Genomic DNA, 20,793 nt, shown 5'->3' with positions numbered 1-20,793 from the left:
TCTGCAAAAAGTGACGCGTTAACCTGGACGATTGTCACGCTGTAGGAGGTAGGAAATAGCACGCCGCCGCGAAGCGCTTTGCCGGGGCCGTACCCGACGGCGCGATTGGGGACCAGAATGTTGCAAGTGGCTTTGTTGCCCGCTTTTCTTCGACAATAGCAGGACCCACCACCTGTCGGTTTGAAAGGTCTGTGCTCTCGGCCGTTTGCGTGTGTGTACCCAAATGCTATGCGTTGACAGACCTCTGGAGAAGCTTCTCGGCGTGCCGCTCTTGGGGAATCTCCATCGGTGTGATGCTCTTGACGGAGCACATGTTGCCCGCCATTCTGCACCAGCTTCGGGATTGGCGGAGGCAGCGTGTGTGACGGAGACCAGTCTTGTCGAGATTCAAAGCCGGACGCACCGCAATGTTTGCCGTTGCTGCGGGAGTATGGTTGGCGGCGCCTGTCGCCGAAGCGGCGGACAGGCCGGCGCCTGATGGTAGTTCCAGGTGGATCGTCACACTCGGCGCCAGTGTCGAATACGGACCGACATTTCCCGGATCCAAACGTGGCGGCTTCAGCGCCATGCCTTCCTTCGATATCAGACGATTCGACGAGCCCGACGAGAAAGGCGCGCCCGACGACAATATCGATTATGGACTTTTCGATCTTGGCGAGGTGGAGATCGGCCCGGTGCTCGGGTTTCGCGACAGTCGTTCCCAATCCGACGACGGGAAACTGAAAGGCATTCACGCAGTCGACTGGGGCGTCGATGCCGGTCTCTTTGCGCAATATTGGGCGATCCCCGATCGCTTGCGCTTGCGCACGGAAATTCGCCAGGCAGTCTCGAATGGCAGTGGCCTTGTCGTCGATGTTGGCGCTGACTGGTTTCAGCCTGTCGCAGACAGGTGGCTTCTATCTGTTGGCCCGCGCGCCTCTTTCGGCAACGATACCTATATGCGCAAATATTTCGGTGTTTCCGAAAGCGAGGCGTCCCGCAACGGCAGCCTGCCTGCCTTCAGCGCCGGTGGTGGCCTGAAATCCGTCGGATTGACCGCTGCGGCTTCCTATGACCTGACCCCCACCTTGACGTTCCAGGTCTATGATCGCTTCGACCGCTTGACCGGCGATGCCGCCGACAGTCCTATCGCCTCGAAGATTGGAAGTAGGAACGAGAACATCGTCGGCATTTCGCTCAGCAAAGCCTTCAGCGTCAGCTTTTAGGTCTGTTTCGAGGCTGTGGCGATACACCAGACGCCGCCAAGGATCAGGCCGCTGCCGACCAGCTGGAGCAAAGGGGTGGGTTCGCCGAAGACGAACCAGGCAACAGCCATGATGCAGAGATAGCTGACGGCCGAGAGCGGAAAGGCCTTGCTGAGGTCGAGTTCCGACAGGACCGTCATCCAGATGGCAAAGCAGGCAATCTCGGCGGCGATGGCAGCCAGAAACCAATGCGAAGACAGGATCTGCAGCAGCCAGTTGCCGCCGCCTAGACTGCCCGCGTCGTCGGCGCTTTGTTTTAACAGGATCTGCTGCACGGCATTCAAGACCGGCACGGCAAGCCATATCGGCCGCATCGCCTTCATGGCATCGCCTCGGCACCGTCATCGGCGGCCAGGAGCGGCGATATCTTCCTTAGGATGAACTGAAGCAGGGGGGTGCGATGGCGGAAATACATGGCGTTGGCCGTCAACCGGCTGCCGAGGCGCACCTTGTTGCGATAGTAGGCTTGGCCGCTCTGATACCGCCTGAAGCCGTGACGCAGGCAATAGTCGAGATTGGTGAACCAACTGAGATAATAGAGATTGTGGGCCCGACCCTTTTCGGCATCCATGCAGAAAAACTTGTCGATCAGCGTGTCGCCGCGGTGGATCATCAGGTTGGCGGCAAGCAATTCGTCACCGGCAAAATACATCGCACAGAAGGAATTTTCCGGCATTCGTTTGAGGATGCCGTCGAAATAGTCCGGTGTCAGTTCTTCGAACTGCCATTCGCTGCGCTGGCGCGTGTCCAGATATAGCTGCATGACGCGCGGCAGAAGGTCGCCAAAGCTATCGCGATACTCGACACGGATTTTTTCCCTACTCCTGAGCTTGCGGCGCATGTCCTTGCGCGTTGCCGAAGAAAGCATCGCGAAATATTCGTCGATCGTTTTGAAATCGATATCGAGCCACGCCGTCGGCATGCCGCCGAGATCGGCATAAAGGCGCGCAGACAATGCGCTTGCGATACCAGGCGGCAGCGGCTGCACCAGATCCTTCAGCGCCATCAGCGAGCAGCGCTCCTTGCGGGCATGCGCTTCGAAAGCATCGAGAAGCAGGGAAAAGAGTGCCGGCCGGCGCGCTTCGTCAATACTCGGATGAAAACCGATAACGCCCGTCTCCGTGCAGGGCGATCCGAGGCAGGCAAGCCGCAGCGTCAGGAACCTTTTGAAGACACCGCGGACCTTCTCGACCGCCCTTCTGATGTAGCCGGCCCCCAGCGTCGTTTCGAGTCCATAGTCGCACAAGAAGGCGGGCATGGCGGCGATGATGTCCTTACCCTCTCGGACGACGACATAACGCCAGTCGAAGCCTGCGATGCCGGCTTCCTCGACGGCGAGCAGATAATCAAAGGTCTCGATTTCATCAGGAAAACAGGCATTCCATGCTTCGCGCCCAAACATGCAAATGCTGGAGAAAACCGTTGCGACCGGGCTTGTCTCCTCGGAGAGGTGAAGCTCAGGGACGGGCATTTTAAGCGCTTGCTGCTGCATGTTCCGCCTCGAAGAATTCTGCCGTCAAGTCGGCGACGTGCCGGTGCTGCCGGTCGACATGGATCATGTGATAGCTGTCGTCGAGCCAGCGTAGCTCCCGCCGTCCGCCGAGATGCGCGGCGATATATTGTGCGTGAGCGGGGCCGCTCAGATCGTCCTCGCGCGAATGCAGGATCAGCGTTGGTGTCTGCATCTCCGGCAACCGGGCTTTCAGCACGCGGCCGAGTTCGTGCATTTCGATCAGCCCACGTCCCGGAAAGGTTTCGAGCATGCCTTCACCGATCATGCCTGCGACCATGCGGCGCATGCGTTCATCCTTGATGCCGAGCGACGGCGTCTCGCGGAAATTCAGCCGGTCTATGAACGGGATCAGCGAGATCCACCGGATGTAAGGCGAAAACAGCGAATAGTAGCGCGGCACGTCCCATCCGTCATAGTGGAAGCAGGGCGAGTAGACGGCGACTGCACGGATCGACAGTGGGTTGCGATCGGCCGCCATCATCGCGAGCTTGCCGCCGACGCAGATGCCAGCAGCAAAGACATCCTTTGCGCGTTCGGAAAGCCAGTCTCTGGCGGCCTCGACGCTATCGAGCCAGTCTTCCCAGCGTGAGCGACGGAGTGTCGCTTCGTTTTCGCCGTGTCCGGCAAGAAGCGGTGCATAGACGCTGAAGCCGCGACGATGAAACTGCCGCGCCACCAGCCGCATTTCGGCTGGCGCGCCCGTCAGTCCGTGCACGAGCACGACGCCCTTGCCATTCGTGCCTTCGAGAAAGAAGGAAAGCCTGTCAGCCGGCATGCGGCAACTCCTCGTGTGGCCGGTTCTCTTTCGCCATGAAGCCGAGCGCGTGGCATGTGCTGATCACGTGCGTGCCGGCGGCTTCCTGCTCGAGCCGGATCTGCTCATGGAAATCCTTGAGCTTCGTCCAATGGGTCTTCGGCCGGTAGTGATGCTCGGCGTGATAGCCGTTGCCGAACCAGAGCCAGTTGTAGAAGCTGTTGTGACTGCTGACGCCCCAGGCGATGGGCTCGTCGGGATCGCCGTTCAGGTGCTCGTAATAGCCGTTGAGCGATGAGAGACAGTTGCCGAGATAGTAGAAGGGCAGGACGAAGAAGGCTGCCTTCCAATCATAAAGCAATGCCAGAGAGACGAAGGCGATAAAGCATATCAGCTCGATACGGCCCCACTTCGCCTCGAAAGGCCGCTTGCTGGCGATCGCCTGATGGATATCGCCGATGTCGTCGCGAAAGAAACTCAGGAATGTGTAGGATAAAACATTCTCCGGCTCGCCGTTCTTGCCATATTTGTAGATCGATAGAAGGTCGATCGTCTCGCCATTTTCATTCGGTCGGTCACTATTGCCCGAATGATGGCGCATGTGAACCCAATGATAATAGACCTGCGAAAAACCGATCGTCACGGATTCGAGCAGGCTGAAGGCATAGTTCATCCATTTCGGCTTGAAATAGGGGGTATGGATGAAGTTGTGCGAGATGCTGTTGATATTCCAGGATATCGAGAGGGCATAGACGGCGCCGAGCAGCGCCGAAACCCAGAGCGGCCTCGTTTCGAAGCCGGCGATCAGATAGATGTTGAAGGCCAGATGCGCGATGGCAGCAAGCACCGGCACGATATCCCATTTCGTATGCGCGAAGATTTTCATAGTCCCGTCGCTCCGACACAGACCACGCCGAGCGTCACCAGAAAGATGCCGAAGGCGTGGCGAAAGTTGATCGTTTCCTTGAAGATGGCCGCGCCGGCAAAGGCGATGACCGCATAGCTGAGCGCCATTAGCGGGAACGCCACCGACAGCGCCGCTTCCTCCAGTACACGCGTCCAGGTGACGAGCTCCACGCCCCAGAAGGCAATGCCGAGCCAGACGACCGGCTTTTGCAGCGTCTCGAAAACGACGCTCGTCGCACCGTGCTTGAAGCAGAGCTCACGGCCGGTTTCCGCCAGGATGCAGAACATGATCGTCGCAAGTGTCCAGCCGGTCAGCCCAACCATCACGGCATCAGCTCCGACAGCACCTCGAGAAGCGCGTGATTGGCGGCGCTGTTGATATTGCGCGTCGATGCGATGTCGCGGCGCCGATAGGGCTGTTCGATGAGAATCTCGGCCTTTTTCATAGCGCGCATGTAAAGATCGCCGCCGTAACTCGGCGCCGAATAGTCGCCGGTCACATCGGCGCCGATGACGCGGTGTCTCTCGCCGATCTCGCTCAGAAGCCAGAGCACGTAGGGTAGCCGCATGGAACCCTGGTCCCAATTGGTGACGGCGTCGGCATCCGAAAGCACATCTTTGTCGATGGTGATGTAGACCGCTTGGGTCTCAATCCTGCTGAGCAAGCGATCGAGGAAATTGCTTTCCCCCAGCACCGAGATCGACTGCCAATGCAAGGCGCCGGCGACCTGGCTGAAGCTCGCGCCCGAACCGTAACTCGACTTCACCCGGCTCGGCGGGTGCTCATAAGGATAGAGCTCTAGCCGTCCATCAGCCAAAGGCAAAAGATTGGCGCCCTTGCGCTCCGGCGACCTGAGGTCGTGGCTGCAGACGCCGAGCGTGATCACCTTCTTGACCAGCGGCTGTTCCAGCGCCTTGTTGACCCATGAGCCGCAATGCATGCCATTGTCGAAATGCACCCAGTCCGGATGATTGTCGATGTGAATGACGGTTACCGGCTGGCTACAGCCTTCGAGCGCAAGCTGAAGCAATAGAGCCGTCACATGGTGAAAATCGCCCGATCCCATGAAGCAAAGCCGCGATCCCTTGGCTGACAGCGGCGCGGTCTTTGCAAGATTGCGCCATAGGCAATCTAGTGCCTGTTTCCGCCCCCAGAGGCGGATTGAGCGCCCGCTTTCCTTGTCGCTGACTTCCTGCGCTCCTGCCATCATGGAGGAGTGCATGAAGTCGGGTTGCAACTCCAACGCATCATCGAGATGAAGAAGAAGGAGTTGCACCGGACTATCTCCGTTCCGCGCGGGTCAGCAACTGGCCGAGAAGCGAAATAGCAAGTTCGATCTCGTCATTGCTGATCATGAGGTTCGGGGCGAAGGTGATGACATTCTTGTGGTAGCCGCCGACATCGAGCACCAGCCCGTATTTTGTGCCGTTGACGACAAGATCACCCTTCATGCCCTCGTCGCACATCCAGTCTAGCGTCGCCTTGTCGGGGGTAAAGCCATCGGGCCTGCAGATTTCCATGCGAAGCGCGAGGCCGAGACCATCGACTTCACCGACGATGGCATGCTGCGCCTGCAGGTCTCTAAGACCTTCCAGGAAATGCGCGCCCTTGGCCATGACGCTGGCGCCGAAGTCGTTTTCGGAAACCATTTTCAGGGTTTCGAGCGCAACCGAAGTTCCCATCGGGTTGCTCGCAAAGGTCGAATGCGTTGAGCCCGGTGGGAAGATCGTCGGGTTGATCACCTCTTCCTTGGCCCAGATGCCGGAAAGCGGGTTGAGGCCGTTGGTGATCGCCTTGCCGAAGACAAGCACGTCGGGCGATACGCCGAAATGTTCGATCGACCAGAGTTTGCCCGTGCGATAGACGCCCATCTGAATCTCGTCAACGACGAGCAGAATGCCGTGATCGTCGAGAACTTTCTTCAGCTCGGTGAAAAAGTTCATCGGCGGAATGACATAGCCGCCGGTGCCTTGGATCGGCTCGACATAGAAGGCCGCAAATTCGGATTTTCCGGCTTTCGGGTCCCAGACGCCGTTATATTCGCTCTCGAACAGCCGGGCGAATTTCTGCACGCAATAATGTCCGTACTCCTCCTTCGACATGCCCTTCGGGCCGCGGAAGTGATAGGGAAACTCGATGAACTGCGCGCGCTCACCGAAATGGCCGTACCGCCGGCGATAGCGATAGCTCGAGGTGATTGAGGTGGCGCCGAGCGTGCGTCCGTGATAGCCGCCCTCGAAGGCGAACATCAGGCTCTTGCCGCCGCTATAATTGCGGACGATCTTCAGCGAATCCTCAACGGCCTGTGAGCCGCCGACATTGAAGTGCACGCGACCCTTCATGCCGAATTTCTGCTCGGCATCCCTGGCGATCAGCGTCGCCAGTTCGACTTTCTCGCGATGCAGATATTGCGATGCGACCTGCGGCAGGCGATCGAGCTGCCGATGGGCGATATTGTTCAGACGCTCGTTGCGGTAGCCGAAATTGACGGCCGAGTACCACATCTGCAGATCCAGAAACGGCGTTTCTGCCGCGTCGTAGACAAATGAACCCTCGCAGGATTCGAAGAATTTCGGCTTCTCCGAATAGTGGACCGTATCGCCATGAGAGCAATAGGTCTCTTCGAGCAGACGCAGTTCATCTTCTGACAGCACTGTCTCGGTGCTGTCGGCCAGTTTCAGATTGGAACGCATGAAGTCCTCTTCTTACGCAGATTTTGCCACGGAAAGCGCAAATGGCTGCCGGGGCGGGCTGGAAAGGATGCCTGCGACAGCGGCCTGGACATCGGCAAAGCTGCCATAGGGGATGAAGGGAATGCGGCGTTGATGGCAGTAGTCGGCCAGCTTCGCCTTGGCGAAGACCGTTACCGCCTCATTGGAGACGCAGAAATCGCTGCGGCCGTCGCCGACATAGATATCGTCACCGGATGGGGCGACGACATTGCATTTGCACACGCCGGAGCCGGCGGCGCAGGCGGCATTGATGAAAGGGAAGTCGAGGTCGAAGCACGCATCGTCCTTTGCAGGATCAATGACGAGTTTGTTTGCGACGACCGGAATGCCTGAAAGCCCAAGCCTGGCAAGCACGCGCTCTATGAAATGATCGACGCCATCGCTGACGACGGTGAGGTTCAGCCCCTTGCTGTCGCAGAAAGCCTTGAAGGCGATGAAGCTGTCGTCGATCTCGACCATGTCGAGAAACGCATCGAGCTCTTCACCTGTGGCCCTGATCAGCCGTACCTGGCGCTGCATGCACTGCGCCGAGGTGATCTTGCCCTTTGTCCACTGATCCTCGATCTCGTGCCATTCTGGAGGAGCAAATCGCTCAAGAACGAGATCGGTCACGTCCCTTTTCGATATTGTCCCATCGAAATCGCAAAACACCTGCATCGCATGCTCCGTCAAGAATATGACGAAGGCTCTAGCGTTGCGAACTGAAAGCAGGATGAGGCGAAGATGAAGCGAAACTGAATTCGCGCGAAAATCGCGGCCGATACGATCTTACGCGGCCGGAATATCCAGATCGACCCGTAGTCCATATCCCCAGGCCGGTATGCCGAGCTTGATCCCGATCTCGAGCCGGCTGCCGATATCGGCGACAATCGGCAGGCCGAGGCCCGATCCTTCGCCACTGTCCGCGCCCAGCCGATTGAAGCGCTGGAAGGCCGCATCGCGCTTTTCGGCGTGAATACCCGGGCCGCTATCCATGATGGAGAGCCGAAAGCCGCGCGCACTCGGCTCGATCCGCACTTCGATGCGGCTGGCATCGGGCGAATATTTGATGGCGTTGTCGAGAAGATTGTCGATCATCACATGCAGCAGGGCGCCATCGGTCAGCACCATGGCGTCCTCGTCGCCTCTTTCAAGGCTGACATCAAAGCTGCGGCTAGTGATGATGGCGCCGAAATCCGAGATTGCCGAGGCTGCGATCTCCTGCAATTCCAGAGGTTCCAGCTGCAGCGGCTGATGGCTCACGCGCGCCAGCCGCAGAAGCTGCTCGATCAGATGCATGGCGCGCTCGTTGCTGATGACGAGATCTTTCAGCAATGCCCGGCGTTCATCGTCGGTATCGGCCCTGTCAAGCAGCTGCAGCAGCAGCTTGATGCCCGCCTGCGGCGTGCGAAGCTGATGGGCGGCAAGATCTGAGAAACGCCGTTCCATGGTCAGCGACCGGCCGAGCTTGCGCAGGAGATTGTTAAGCGAATGCACAAGCGGGGTAAGATCCCGCGGCAAGGTCCTGGTGGCGATCATCGACAGATCGTCCGGCGTCCGCGCCCTGATCTGCGAAACCAGTTCTCTGATATTGGCAAGGCCGTTGTTGATCGCAAGCCAGATTATGAGTGCGATCACCGGCACGAGGACGAGAAGCGGAAAGGCGAGATTGAGGAGGATATTCTCGACGAGACCTTGTCTGAGATTGATCTTTTCGGCGACTTCGACCGTGACCTCGGTATTAGGGATCGACAGCGAATAGATCCGCCAGAGCTCGCCGTGAAAGGTCACGTCGGAGAAGCCCGCCGCAAAGCGCTTGACCTCGGCTGGAAAGGCGTTGCTGCTGGCAAAGGCAAGCGCTGCCCCCTTCCAGGCGCGAAACGAATGTGCATCGGCGTAGTCGTCGGCATCCTCGTTGAGCGCCAGCTGGTTGTCCATGTTGAAGTCTAGATCGGGAACCTGCACCGTGGGCCGCGACATCGGTCGGGTCAGCGGATGTTTCAACAACGACCACAGGACATTGGCGTCGTTGATGAGCTGGGCGTCATAGATATTGTCGATTTCGCGCGTCGCGCTGCGATAGGCGAAAAAACCGATGATCGCGATCGTGACGATCAGGGTCGGCAGGATGCGCAGGAAGAGGCGTTGGCTGAGTGTCACTGTCAGCGCTCGACCATATAGCCGACGCCGCGGATAGATCGGATGAAATCGGTACCGAGTTTTTTGCGTAGGTTATAGACCGTCACCTCAATCGTGTTGCTCTCGACGGAAACATCCGTGTCATATAGCGCGTATTCGATATCGCTTTTCGTCACATAGCGGCCACTGCGCTCCATCAGCAGCCGGAGGAGATGAAATTCCTTGGCGGGGATGTGGAGCTGCACGCCGTTGCGGCGCGCCACCATCGCTGCCGGGTCAATCTCGACATCTGCGCAGCGAATAACGGTTTCGTTGCGGCCCTGGCGGCGGCGCAGCAAGGCGCGCACACGGGCAAGCAATTCGTCGAGATCAAAGGGCTTGCTTAGATAGTCGTCTGCACCCTCGTCAAGACCGGTCACGCGATCCCGGACACTGTCGAGCGCCGTCAGCATCACGATCGGCACCTGATTGCCGCTTTGCCTGAGCTCCCTCACCACGTCGAAACCGCTGGCCTTCGGCAGATTGACGTCGAGAATGACGGTGTCATAGGCGTTGTCGCGCAAGGCCTCGAGCGCGGTTTCTGCATCGCGAAACCAGTCAACGCCATAGGCATGCTTCTCGAGGGCCTTTTTAAGCGAGGAACCAAGGATGAAATTGTCTTCGACCAAAACTATGCGCAATGCCCTATCCTCGCCATCTCAATCCCCGATGTGCTTCATCGGCCGAGATTGAGGCCGAAATCCGGCCATCTTAACGTTACCGCGAAGCCGGGTTATGACGAAGACGGTTACTCGCGAAAGCATTGCGCGCCACGCCCCAAAGCGGCGGGTCGGTTGCATGATTATCAACCTGGAGGGCGTAAGCGAAACTATCCGTGATGGTCGTGGACGAGTGTTGGATGAGGAAGCATTCTTCTTTCTCCTGACTGGTACTAACGATGTGCGTGGATGTCTACGTGTTGGATAAGCTCTTGCTAGGTTGGTCCATTGATGGCGGAGGCTCTTTCGACCTGCCTACAGGCGCCTAATGACCTTCCGCAAGCAATCGACGCACTCGATATGAGCCGGCTGCCGGATCTTTGGCGGTTCGGACTGAGTGCCGACGACCGCTCCGTATGTCCTCAGGAGAATCGGATTGCGGAGATGATGGCCGAAGTTTATCGGAACTGGAGAGGGGCATTGGTCAAAGGGGAGCTTTTCAACTGACACAAGAAGCTGATGGCAGGCAATCGACAATAGACGTGATCGGTGCTTAAAGCCGGCATGAAGACGCAACGCAGATCGTGGCGTCGACGGGACAAACGACGATCACTTCGAGGCGCCTGCATCTTGCCGGGTTGCCCTGGGAATGGAGTGTTTCATCACGTGGTTCAACCGATTGCAGCCAGTGGGCAGCTCTAACTGCCGGCATTGACGCGCGCATCAATCGAACATCTTTACTTCGAGAGAACACATCCTTCGGAGGTCGGCAACGGCAGGATCGGGCGCGCTCTCGCCTAGAAGTCACTCGGTCGACACTTCAATGGCAGCCTGTGAGTGAGACACCCGCGGAGATCGGGAACTCATTGCCTCGCTCACTGAGCTTGTCGTGCAGCTTGGAGCGGCAAAAACCAGCCCTAGATATCGGCTTGGAACGTTAAGGCGTTTCAGGAATCTAATCGAGCCTCCTGGTTGAGGTGAATTTGCATATGGGGGCATCGTGAGCGATACGCAAACCAACACGCTGACACTGAACGACGTCACTGTCATCGAGGATTCCAAGTTAAAGAGGGCGATCACCGCGGCCGCCCTCGGCAACGCGATGGAATGGTTCGATTTTGGCGTCTATGGGTTCGTCGCAGCCACGGTTGGCAAGGTATTCTTTCCCGAAGCTTCACCAGCGGTTCAGACTGTCGCCGCACTCGCAACCTTCTCCGTGCCATTTCTCGTGCGGCCATTGGGTGGCGTATTCTTCGGCTCGATGGGTGACAAGTTCGGCCGACAAAAGGTCCTTTCGCTGACGATCGTCATCATGGCGGTCAGCACGTTCTGTATCGGCCTGATACCAAGCTATGCCATGATCGGCCTGTGGGCGCCTATCCTGCTGCTTGTGTGCAAGCTCGTCCAAGGGTTCTCGGTTGGCGGTGAATACACGGGCGCCGCCATATTTGTCGCGGAATATTCGCCTGATCGCAGGCGCGGCTTTCTCGGAAGCTGGCTGGATTTCGGATCGATCGCCGGATTTGTTCTCGGCGCGGGACTGGTCGTCGTACTGACCGCGGCAATGAGCGAAGCGAATTTCCTCGCCTGGGGTTGGCGGCTGCCCTTCTTTCTCGCAGCTCCATTGGGTCTCATCGGTCTTTACCTTCGGCATGCCGCTGAGGAGACGCCGGCCTTCACCGAACGGCTGAAGCGAACTGAGAGCGAAGATAAGCAGGCGTTGTCCGAACGCCCCATGATCCCGATAGCGGAGATCATCCAGAGGCACCCAAGGTCCTTGGCAATATGCATCGGCATGGTGCTTGTCACCAACGTCACCTACTACATGCTCTTGACCTATATGCCGACCTATCTGGCGAAAACCCTCGGCTACACGGAGGACCATGGCGCTTTGATCATCATCGCGGTCATGGTGGGGATGTTGTTCGTGCAGCCGCTGGTCGGGTTTTTGAGTGACCGCATCGGCCGTCGGCCGTTTCTCGCGGTTGGAAGCTTGATCATCCTCGCCTTGTCGCTGCCGGCATTTCATCTGATAGCGAGCGGCAACACGATCGGCATCTTTTTCGGTCTGTTGATCCTCGCCATCGGTCTCAATTGCCTTGTCGGCATCATGGCCGCAACTCTGCCCGCTTTGTTTCCTGCGCGAATTCGCTACAGCGCGCTCGCCATATCATTCAATATTTCGATTATCGTCGCCGGCCTCACACCCACCGTGGCGGCATGGTTGGTCGAAGCGACCGACAACATCTACATGCCGGCGTACTATCTCATGATTGCTGCAGCCGCGGGTCTTCTGACGACCTTTTTCCTCAAGGAGACGGCCAATCGGCCCCTCTATGGAGATACGCCGAACGCTTCCAGCCGCAAAGAGGCAAGAGCGCTTCTTGCGGAGCATTATCTATACATCGAGGAAAGCGTCGAAAAGATCGATGAAGCGATGGCGGAGTTGGCAGAGCAGATGCAACTTCTTCAGCAAAAGCGTGACAGGCTCGTGGGCCAACACCCGGAACTGGATTGACAAAGTCAGCTTCGAGAGGTCTGCCGCACGATATCAGGCAAGGTGCTTCAGGCAATTCGTCGAGCTCGGACGGCTTACTGATAGTCGTCTGCAGCTTCGCAAAACGGTCACCCGATCGCGAACGCTGTCGGGCCTTCAGCACCAGGATCGACAACTGTTCTCCGCCGTGTTGGAGAGCGCGTGCAACGTCGCTGGCTTTCGAAAGATTGACGCCGCGAGTGCGACGTCATGAACGTTGTCGCTCAAGAGTTCGACGTCTGTGGAGACGCTGGGTCATGTGAGGACAACCATCCGCCACCGCATTGCGCTCCACGGCCTAGAACGCGGCAAAGGACGGTCGCTTCGTTACTAGGGATTACGACGTAGCGACTTACCTCGCTCTAATCGGCTGACAGTTTGCGTCACCATGCTGTGGCGTTTGCACAGGATGAGAGCGTTCGAAGTCTCTGAAACGACGTGAGATCTGTATTCTCAGGCCTTCATCTTCCATTTCCCAACCGAACTTCCAAGCATCGTGCTGAATGGTGCGGTCTCCAATCAAATCGGGACCTGACTTAGCCAACTGCTGTGGAGGAACATAGGGATTACCATGCATCGGTACGCCTAACAAGCGAGCTCTCCCACCCGCCTCCTGTAGGTCAATCAATTCATCAATCGTCAAAATTTGCCCCCAAGATTTGCGAGGCAAATAGCTCGAATACACTCTACTTCAAGGTGGACGACAATCGATTTTTCGCCTGGTAACGCTCGTAGGTCAACGCTGCCGCGATGCTTTGCCAGAGCGACGGGTTCTGTACGCTAGCGGACAAGAGATATCGCTGCTTATCTATATTCATTCTTAACTGAAGCATGCCCTTATACCCGTATCAATTTAGGGGAAAGTGCATGTCGTTTGTTTCTCGTTGGGTTTTTCTAGCGGTTGTTCTCTTTTGCGCTCCAGCCCAGGCTGCCAGCAATGACTGGGTTGTCGTCAAGACGACAAGTCAGGTTAAGGTAACGGTCGACCAATCGACCTGGACCGACGTCCATGTTGGAGATGTCGTTCCAAACAAGGCATGGCTGTCGACTGGGCCTCGCGGGCGACTGCAGCTTACGCGAGGCGTCGAAGAAATCTCATTGCAACCAGGCACACTCGCTTCCATCACAACGTCTGGCTTCTTCTCTCGCAAGACAGAAGTCCTTCAGCAGGTAGGTTCGATTGACCTCGAGATTGAAAAGAGAAGCCAGCCTCATACGACTGTTCAGACGCCGTTTCTCGCTGCCGTCGTAAAGGGAACCATATTTCACGTGACGGTCGGCAAGACCAAGGCATCCGTTTCAGTCGATCGGGGACTTGTTGAGGTTACCTCATTTGCCAGCGGCCAGCGGTCCAACATTGGTCCCCGGCAGAGTGCGGCTGTTGATCGCAAGAAAGGGATGACGGTGTCGGGCCAAGTCGAGCCATCCATTGTTAGTGTGCCTCGTTCGGCTGCGCGCATTTCGGCAATTGGGCAAGTGAAGCCCGGCGAAGGACCGGTAACCGCCGGCCGCGCTTCGGCAGGTGAAGCCGCGTCTGACCCCAAAAGCAGCAAAGCCGGTGGAAATGGCAACAGCGGCCACAATGGTGGTGGAACCGGCAAGGGAAATAACGGGAACGGCAATGGCAACGGTGGTGCAAGCGGCAACGGCAGCGGTGGCGGCGACGGGCACAACGGCGGTGGAAATGGAAACGGCAACAGCGGCAATGGCAACGGTGGCGGGAACGGCAACGGCCACGGCAACGGCCACGGCAACGGTAACGGTAACGGTAACGGCAACGGTGGCGGGAACGGCAACAATAGTGGAGGAAATGGAAACGGCAACAACGGCAACGGACATGGTAACGGGGGCGCTAACGGGAATGGAAACAATGGCAATGGGAACGGCGGCAAGGGCAACAATAAGTGATTGCCAAATCCAAGGCTTTTTGGAGGTCGCTAGGTAGTCGATCTGGGTCCGTCGTCCTTCGACTTGCTCTAATTGCCACCATGTTAGCATTGCCGGTAGTCGCGCCCAGTATGTTTGTGGTGCAGAATTGGAACGACAACATCGTTGCGACACGATTTCAAATGGCTCCCCGTAGTGCCTCCGGGACGATCGCATTCATAGCCATAGATAAAACGAGTTTAGATGCGCTGGGCGTCTGGCCTTGGCCACGTGGCGTGTACGCTGAACTGATCGACCGGATTTCTGCTGCTGGCGCTGGAGACATTTTCATCGACGTTGACTTCAGCACACCTTCACAGAAGTCTGAAGATGATAAGCTTGCTGCAGGTCTGGACCGAGCTGGTGGAAGTGTCCTTCTCCCAGTTTTTCGCCAGCAAGTCACAGCTAAGGGCTCTGAAACCACTATCACCCGACCGATTGGCTTGCTCGCCGAGAAGTCATGGCCAGTGTTTGCAAATGTTGCCTTGGATTCGGATGGCAATGTTCGTCGCTTCGCGCTTGGCGAGCAATCTGATGCCGTTTCTATTCAATCTGCTGCGGCTACTTTGGCGAAAACAGACAATCATGTCGGGTCGTCTTTGATTGATTTTTCGATACGTCCGGATACCGTTCCGACGTTCTCTTTGTCCGATGTGCTCAACGGTCATGTGGGTGCTGAAGCGCTGACAGGGCGGTCGATTGTCGTTGGAGCCTCGGCTACTGAATTAAAGGACATTTTCCCGGTTCCGATTTATGGCGTATTGGCTGGTCCAATGATCCATGTTCTCGCAGCCGAAACTCTGTTGCAAAACAGGCACCTTCGTGCCTTCAACCAAATACCTCTCGAGTTGTTTTTTTCCGCGATGCTGATTGTGGTAGCTCTGACCTGGCGCTCGATCGGCATGGCAAGCGTAGCGATTATGACGGGATCGTTGGGGATACTGATCGAGATCGGCGCGTTTTTTCTCCAGAAAGATTTGGGTTTCATCATTGGAACGGCCGTGCCCTGGCTGATCTTGTCGCTTTCCTTTCTGATGTTCCTGAATGAACGGCTAGATTTCGGGCAAATCCTCCTCGTCGTCGCGAACGTTGAGAGGAGAAATACCCGCCTGTTGATGAAACGGATAATTCAAGACAGTTCCGACGGTGTCATCGCATTTGACAGTCATCTGAAAGTAATCGAAGCCAGCCAGTCTGCCAGGCAGCTATTCGATACAAAACTAGATAGCGATCTTTTCGAGCATGCCGATCCTACCATTGTCGAAGCAGTTCAGGTGCTCATCGATAGACATCGCGCCGACCCTTCAAAAATCCATTCGACAACTGTCGAGTTCTCGATGCAGGTCGGTGCGAAGACCGTTCACCTTGAGGCCGTCGCAACGATTTCTCCGAATGAGCGAACCGACGCTACTCAACATGATGACGGTTTTGCTGGCTGCGTCATTTTAAGAGACGTGACAGCTCGTCGACTATACCATGAGAAGCTTAGATACCTTGCAGAACACGATGAGCTCACTGGCCTTCTCAATCGTCGCGAGTTCGCAGCCCGCCTTGATGTGTCCAAGGAGACCTATCAAATCGCAGTGCTTGACGTCGAGCGATTTTCTGGGGTGTGCGCGACCCTTGGACGGGATACCGGCGACGACGTACTGAGAGCGATAGCCTCGCATTTGCGTTCAGAATTCGGCGACAGCCTCATTGCCCGATTGGCAGGAGATGTTTTCGCAGTCGCTTTAAGTTCCCCGAACCTTCACGAGGCGCAAGGCGTCGCTTTGAGGCTTCTTGATCTGTTTATGGATCCTATTGCCGTCGGGTTCACTTCGGTACCGGTCAGTATTCGGGTCGGCATCGCACAGGACGTCGATAACAATGCTGAAAGCCGCGTCCGCGAAGCTGAGTCCGCTTTGGATTTGGTACGCTCTGTGCCTGGCCGCCAATGGGCGCAATATGATCCCGCTTCGGCCGTTCGCCAAGCGCGAGCGCGGCGTCTCGAAACTGATATGCGAGAGGCTCTCGTGCAGCGTCAGTTCTTCTTGCTGTACCAGCCACAAATCGAGCTCTCAAGTGGTCGGCTGATTGGAGCTGAGGCTCTGATTAGATGGCAGCATCCGGAGTTTGGTTTGATTTCGCCTGTCGAATTCATCCCAATCGCAGAGTCGACAGGACTCATATGCGAAATGGGACGCTGGGCGCTGATTGAAGCATGCACAGCGGCGGCCGATTGGCCGGGAGACGCCACGGTAGCCGTCAACGTGTCTCCTGTTCAGTTTGCACAGTCCGACGTTGAGGAGATTGTTCGAGTAGCTATAGCCGTCTCCGGTTTGGCTGCGTCGCGTCTCTGTCTCGAGTTGACCGAGTCCACGTTTTTGGAGCAAGGCGGGCCAACGATCGAGAAAATGCGCAGATTGCGAGAAACAGGAATTTCCATAGCACTTGACGATTTCGGCACCGGTTACTCGTCAATGAGCTATCTGACCTCCCTTCCCCTTGATAAGCTAAAAATCGACCAGTCTTTCGTTCGGGTCATGAACGCCAATGATGGTGTTCTGGAGATTGTCAAAGCCGTTGTTTCCTTGGCGCATGGGCTGAAGCTCGGTGTCGTGGCGGAGGGAGTTGAAGGCAAGGCTGAGGTCGAAACCCTGCAACGGCTTGGATGCGAAACGGGGCAGGGCTATCTCTTCGGCAGGCCACAGCCGGCGCGGGAACTCTTCGAGAAAACCACCACGCTAGCGGCCGTTGCGACGTAACCTTGTCCGGAGAAGCGATCCGCACCTTCCAATGCAACGCGCTTACTCTTCGCCATCATTACGTTGGGTGGCTTAGCACATGTCGTGTCGGCTGATCCCATTGATCCGGCCCGGACGATATGACGGCGGGCGAACTTACTCTCACAACAAAGAATAAAGACGATGAACGGCTCGCAAGCGCGGCGATCGGAACGGCCAAGGTCGTGAGTACAATCACGCTCGCGGCCTCCGCGGCCCGGATCGGCATGGCCTAAAACATCGAGCTGGCATTGCCGGCCTTCCTACCTTGCCGAAGACAACACCTATCAACCCTGCGGTGGTGCGCGCATGAATTGCACGCCGATAGAACTGGATCAATCGGTCGCGGCAAACGAATAGTCGAGCCATATGCGACCAAAGCCCGTGTCGCCGGCAGGTTCGTCGTGGTTAGCTTCATCGATACGACAGGAGGGCGGGTAATGCCGTCAAGAATCACAGCCGAGATTCGGCACGCACAAAACGGCCTGCAGTGGATGAATTACGAGGAGCGGGTCGAATTGGTGTCGCGCATTTTGACAGAGTTGCGGGATATTAGGAAGGACGTGCTGGGACGAATCCGGGTTGACAAAAGGATTTGGCTCGACACGCTCATCGCACGAGTGTCTTCGGAGCTTATCCAGATCGCTGCCATGGGCGATATGGAATTTAAGCTGGTGCTGATTGAATTCGAGAAGCTGCTCGGAGTTTTTGATATACCAAACCCCGACCCTCACCAATTGTCGCCGACGATCCAGTAGGAATGATCATGCTTGTCCCGACCATAATAGACCAGCCGGCTTTCGCGCTGATGGTGGAGAACAATGCAATAGCCGAAGGCGATTAGATCGCGGGAATTGCCTCCAAGCGCGGCGGGCGGCCGCTGCTGCTTTCAACGTCTCGCCTGCCGCCGTTGTTCGGCTTCAGCAGCGCGCGGATCGATCGAGCTCGGTCGAGCGGTCCCGGTGCGGTCGGCCAGCGACAGCGGCAAATTGGGCCCGAGCCAAGATTCCATTGTCGCCGAGATAAAGCCGCAATTGCCTGGCTGGACGAACCCATTGAGTAGGCGCCAATCCGGTAAGCAAATCGCTGGAGTTTGCCACGTTTTGATATCCCAAACAGCTGGGGCTTACCGCCGGTGTTGCATTGTCTAGGTACGATCCCAGCCGTGCACTCAAATCACGCGCTTTTGCAAAGCCGCCCGCATTATCCACCGCCGCCTGAGCAAGCTTATACCGGGCATGGAAGTCAGCCTGCGAATGACGGCATCATCGCGTGCCAGCTGGACCAGCTGGTGTTCAGGTCGCCGATCTTTGTCTTGAACTCTCTCCATTCTGCTCGCAGCTCGCCAGCCAAATGAAGCCTATGCGGGGACCATACACTTAGGTTCACGAGAGCGCGTGGTCGGGCGAGATGCAGCTTCTGCAATCCCTTTGGAATCCCGGTCAACGTGGTAATTGACCTCGGTATACGGATGACCCTATGCCAGTGAAATCAACCGGACCTCGTTGCCTTGCGCAGCAAGTTGGCGACCCAGACGATGGGCCGCCGCAGCATGCTTCCACGTTCGCTAATCAACCGTGTTTTGAAACCGGAGCAACGACTGTGTCGACATGAACGCGATCTCTACCCTGAGCCTTGGCCTGATACAAAGCACGATCCGCTGCCTCCAGCAGCGCATCCTTACGTGCCTCGCGTTGATTCATAATCGACGCGACACCTACACTAACCGTCACGTGTCCCGTTGGGGTGGATTGATGCACTAGGGACATGCTGCGGACCGCGGCACAGATCAGCTTTCCAACGTTTGCCGCCTCGGCAACTGATGCAAATGGAATGACAACAGCAAACTCTTCACCACCATATCGGGCGACTGTCGCCCCAGGAAGACCCGACACCGCATTGTCAATCGAAGATGCTACCTTTTGCAAGGCCTCGTCTCCGGCGACGTGGCCATAGCAATCGTTATAGAGTTTGAAGTAGTCGACGTCGATCATCAGCAGCACAAGGTCTGTGTCGCTTACACCTGCCTGGAAAAGCGCTGCATCAAGCTGTCGATCGAACGCTCGCCGGTTTGGCAATGAAGTCAATTGGTCGGTATTCGCTCGAGATTCCAGCTTCTGGTTGAGCGCTTCCAGCTTCTGGGCAGTTTCCTTCGCTTCTGTTACATCGGTAAAAATGAGCAGGAAGCCCCCAAGTTTGGTCGATTGCGAACGTGTTTCAATCCAGCGGCCGTCTGCAACCTGGAGGAGGCGCACGAGTCCAGGTGTCTTGAGCTGGCTGATGATTTCGTCGATGTCGGTAGCGCCGCTCCCTGCGTCGGGCCGCACCTCTCCCCGCTCAAGTGAGGCTTGGACGATTGCCCGCAGGGGACTGCCCGGAATTCGGACATCGGCTGTGACAGGAAAAAGCGATTGGTACCTAGAGTTACAGAATACCAGGACGTCCTGCGCATCGAACATGGCGAGTCCATCTGCCATGCTGGAAATCGCGTCGGCAAGGTTGCGCCGGGTTTCGGCAAGCCGTAGTTCAAGGTGCTTCTGTAGGGTAATCTCGCGATTGTGGGTGATTACGCCAACCATGACACCCGACGCATCGCGAAGTGGGGCTTTCAGGGTGGACAGCCAGGCTTCCTTGCCATCCGGCCGTACAAATCTTTGTTCGACGGTCAGTGCGGCGTTGCTAGTCAGCTGTCGTCTTTCGTCCTTTCTAAATGATGTGGCAACAACCTCAGGATAATAGTCAAAGTCGGTTTTTCCGATCAGGTCATCGGCCTGGCGAGCACCCATAAGCGCTGCCGTTGCAGAGTTCGCGGCGATGAAACGGCCGTCAAGGTCCTTCGCATTGAGGCAGTCGGGCAGGGCCTCGAAAACAGCTCGATAAATCTGGTTTTGCTCGGCGAGGCGCTGACGCTTGAGCTCTTGCGAAATTGCAAAGCTTGCGAAAAACGTCGACACGAAGAGGATGGAGGAAAAAGGAGCGACCACCTTGCTTATCATCCCAGGCCACGCCGCGTATGGGACCATGACGAAGAAGCCCACAGTGCCGCTGAAGACCACGGCAAGCGACAAGAACAAGAGCGGGAGTGCGCGACATGTCCCTTTACCGCGATAAAATCCGAGGAGCCGTGACGCGACAGCAAGTGAGATATGAGGGAGGGCAACCCAGACCCCTGTTCCACCGTCATGCAGCCTCTTTGTGACGGCAACAATTGTCGGAAACACAACCGCTAAGGGGCCCCCGAAATATGCCGTGACGGCCAGAAGCGTGTAGCGCAGACCAAGGAAGACACCCGGCGTGAATTGAAATTGCACCGACATCACGATCAACGTCGCGCTGGCCATTAACACGCCAAATGCGATCCGCTGTCGTGTCAGGGAAATGGTGTCCATCCAGCTGTGTGCGGCCGTCCAGATCGACGTCGCCAGCGCCACAATTGCTAGGTTTGCAAGAAGTTCATTCCAGGGAAGCATTTTGAGATCTCGGTTGCGGTCGTCACCCTAGTGGCAATCTCTAAAAAAGCTGTGACTTGCTTAGAGGCTTCGTGAGGATTTATCCACATGTTGGCCTCGCGTGGAGGTTGCCCCACGTGACAATCATGTC

17 protein-coding genes are annotated in these 20,793 nt (G+C 56.9%); 5 read left to right on the top strand and 12 right to left on the bottom strand.

Annotated features, from left to right (window positions below):
• The first annotated feature begins 377 nt into the window (after positions 1 to 377).
• Positions 378 to 1,205 carry a MipA/OmpV family protein gene (locus tag D460_RS0127350; protein ID WP_245267818.1) on the top strand — a complete coding sequence of 276 codons (828 nt, stop codon included), beginning with the start codon at positions 378 to 380 and terminating at the stop codon, positions 1,203 to 1,205.
• Here D460_RS0127350 and D460_RS0127345 read toward each other — a convergent pair.
• The 10 genes from D460_RS0127345 to D460_RS0127300 all read right to left on the bottom strand — a co-directional run bounded on the left by D460_RS0127345 (position 1,202) and on the right by D460_RS0127300 (position 9,948).
• On the bottom strand, positions 1,202 to 1,567 hold the full coding sequence (locus D460_RS0127345; protein WP_018901800.1) for an EamA family transporter: 366 nt from the start codon (positions 1,565 to 1,567) through the stop codon (positions 1,202 to 1,204). The genes D460_RS0127350 and D460_RS0127345 overlap by 4 nt on opposite strands.
• The gene (locus tag D460_RS0127340; protein ID WP_155947869.1) at positions 1,564 to 2,736 is read right to left on the bottom strand and encodes a peptidogalycan biosysnthesis protein; all 1,173 of its coding nucleotides are present in this window, start codon (positions 2,734 to 2,736) and stop codon (positions 1,564 to 1,566) included. The genes D460_RS0127345 and D460_RS0127340 overlap by 4 nt, the downstream gene beginning before the upstream one ends.
• Positions 2,717 to 3,532 (bottom strand): alpha/beta fold hydrolase, encoded by an 816-nt coding sequence (locus D460_RS0127335; protein WP_018901798.1) that lies wholly within the window; start codon positions 3,530 to 3,532, stop codon positions 2,717 to 2,719. Before D460_RS0127335 ends, D460_RS0127340 begins: the two co-directional genes overlap by 20 nt.
• Positions 3,522 to 4,397 (bottom strand): fatty acid desaturase, encoded by an 876-nt coding sequence (locus tag D460_RS0127330; protein ID WP_018901797.1) that lies wholly within the window; start codon positions 4,395 to 4,397, stop codon positions 3,522 to 3,524. Before D460_RS0127330 ends, D460_RS0127335 begins: the two co-directional genes overlap by 11 nt.
• Positions 4,394 to 4,741 carry a permease gene (locus D460_RS0127325; protein ID WP_018901796.1) on the bottom strand — a complete coding sequence of 116 codons (348 nt, stop codon included), beginning with the start codon at positions 4,739 to 4,741 and terminating at the stop codon, positions 4,394 to 4,396. The genes D460_RS0127330 and D460_RS0127325 overlap by 4 nt, the downstream gene beginning before the upstream one ends.
• Positions 4,741 to 5,694 carry an arginase family protein gene (locus D460_RS0127320; RefSeq protein ID WP_018901795.1) on the bottom strand — a complete coding sequence of 318 codons (954 nt, stop codon included), beginning with the start codon at positions 5,692 to 5,694 and terminating at the stop codon, positions 4,741 to 4,743. Before D460_RS0127320 ends, D460_RS0127325 begins: the two co-directional genes overlap by 1 nt.
• Before the next feature lie 4 nt (positions 5,695 to 5,698).
• On the bottom strand, positions 5,699 to 7,111 hold the full coding sequence (locus D460_RS0127315) for an aminotransferase class III-fold pyridoxal phosphate-dependent enzyme (protein WP_018901794.1): 1,413 nt from the start codon (positions 7,109 to 7,111) through the stop codon (positions 5,699 to 5,701).
• A 12-nt stretch (positions 7,112 to 7,123) separates the two neighbouring features.
• On the bottom strand, positions 7,124 to 7,807 hold the full coding sequence (locus tag D460_RS0127310) for an MtnX-like HAD-IB family phosphatase (RefSeq protein ID WP_018901793.1): 684 nt from the start codon (positions 7,805 to 7,807) through the stop codon (positions 7,124 to 7,126).
• Positions 7,808 to 7,918: 111 nt separating this feature from the next.
• Positions 7,919 to 9,289: an ATP-binding protein gene (locus D460_RS0127305; RefSeq protein ID WP_018901792.1), complete on the bottom strand. Its 1,371-nt coding sequence runs from the start codon at positions 9,287 to 9,289 to the stop codon at positions 7,919 to 7,921.
• A 2-nt stretch (positions 9,290 to 9,291) separates the two neighbouring features.
• Positions 9,292 to 9,948, bottom strand: a complete 657-nt coding sequence (locus D460_RS0127300; protein ID WP_026283605.1) for a response regulator transcription factor — start codon at positions 9,946 to 9,948, stop codon at positions 9,292 to 9,294.
• 1,018 nt (positions 9,949 to 10,966) lie between these two features.
• On the opposite strand from D460_RS0127300, the gene proP reads away from it, so the two are divergent.
• Positions 10,967 to 12,484: a glycine betaine/L-proline transporter ProP gene (proP, locus tag D460_RS0127290; RefSeq protein ID WP_018901789.1), complete on the top strand. Its 1,518-nt coding sequence runs from the start codon at positions 10,967 to 10,969 to the stop codon at positions 12,482 to 12,484.
• 370 nt (positions 12,485 to 12,854) lie between these two features.
• On the opposite strand, the gene D460_RS37205 is transcribed toward proP, so the two are convergent.
• Positions 12,855 to 13,187, bottom strand: coding sequence for a CrpP-related protein (locus D460_RS37205; RefSeq protein ID WP_348625660.1), 333 nt, complete (start codon positions 13,185 to 13,187; stop codon positions 12,855 to 12,857).
• 182 nt (positions 13,188 to 13,369) lie between these two features.
• Here D460_RS37205 and D460_RS35490 point away from each other — a divergent pair, with 182 nt between their 5' ends.
• From D460_RS35490 to D460_RS0127265, 3 genes are all read left to right on the top strand, one after another.
• Complete coding sequence (locus D460_RS35490) at positions 13,370 to 14,410, top strand: FecR domain-containing protein (protein ID WP_037112243.1); 1,041 nt, start codon at positions 13,370 to 13,372, stop codon at positions 14,408 to 14,410.
• The gene (locus tag D460_RS0127275) at positions 14,407 to 17,175 is read left to right on the top strand and encodes an EAL domain-containing protein (RefSeq protein ID WP_018901787.1); all 2,769 of its coding nucleotides are present in this window, start codon (positions 14,407 to 14,409) and stop codon (positions 17,173 to 17,175) included. Before D460_RS35490 ends, D460_RS0127275 begins: the two co-directional genes overlap by 4 nt.
• 458 nt (positions 17,176 to 17,633) lie before the next feature.
• Complete coding sequence (locus D460_RS0127265) at positions 17,634 to 17,951, top strand: hypothetical protein (RefSeq protein ID WP_018901785.1); 318 nt, start codon at positions 17,634 to 17,636, stop codon at positions 17,949 to 17,951.
• Positions 17,952 to 18,764: 813 nt separating this feature from the next.
• On the opposite strand, the gene D460_RS33975 is transcribed toward D460_RS0127265, so the two are convergent.
• Positions 18,765 to 20,663 (bottom strand): diguanylate cyclase, encoded by a 1,899-nt coding sequence (locus tag D460_RS33975; protein WP_018901784.1) that lies wholly within the window; start codon positions 20,661 to 20,663, stop codon positions 18,765 to 18,767.
• Positions 20,664 to 20,793: the final 130 nt, after the last annotated feature.

Origin of the sequence: Rhizobium sp. 2MFCol3.1 (genome assembly GCF_000377565.1) — a bacterium.
Lineage (GTDB): Bacteria > Pseudomonadota > Alphaproteobacteria > Rhizobiales > Rhizobiaceae > Rhizobium.
Note: the sequence above shows the minus strand (reverse complement) of the source record. Positions and strands in the feature narration are given on the sequence as shown.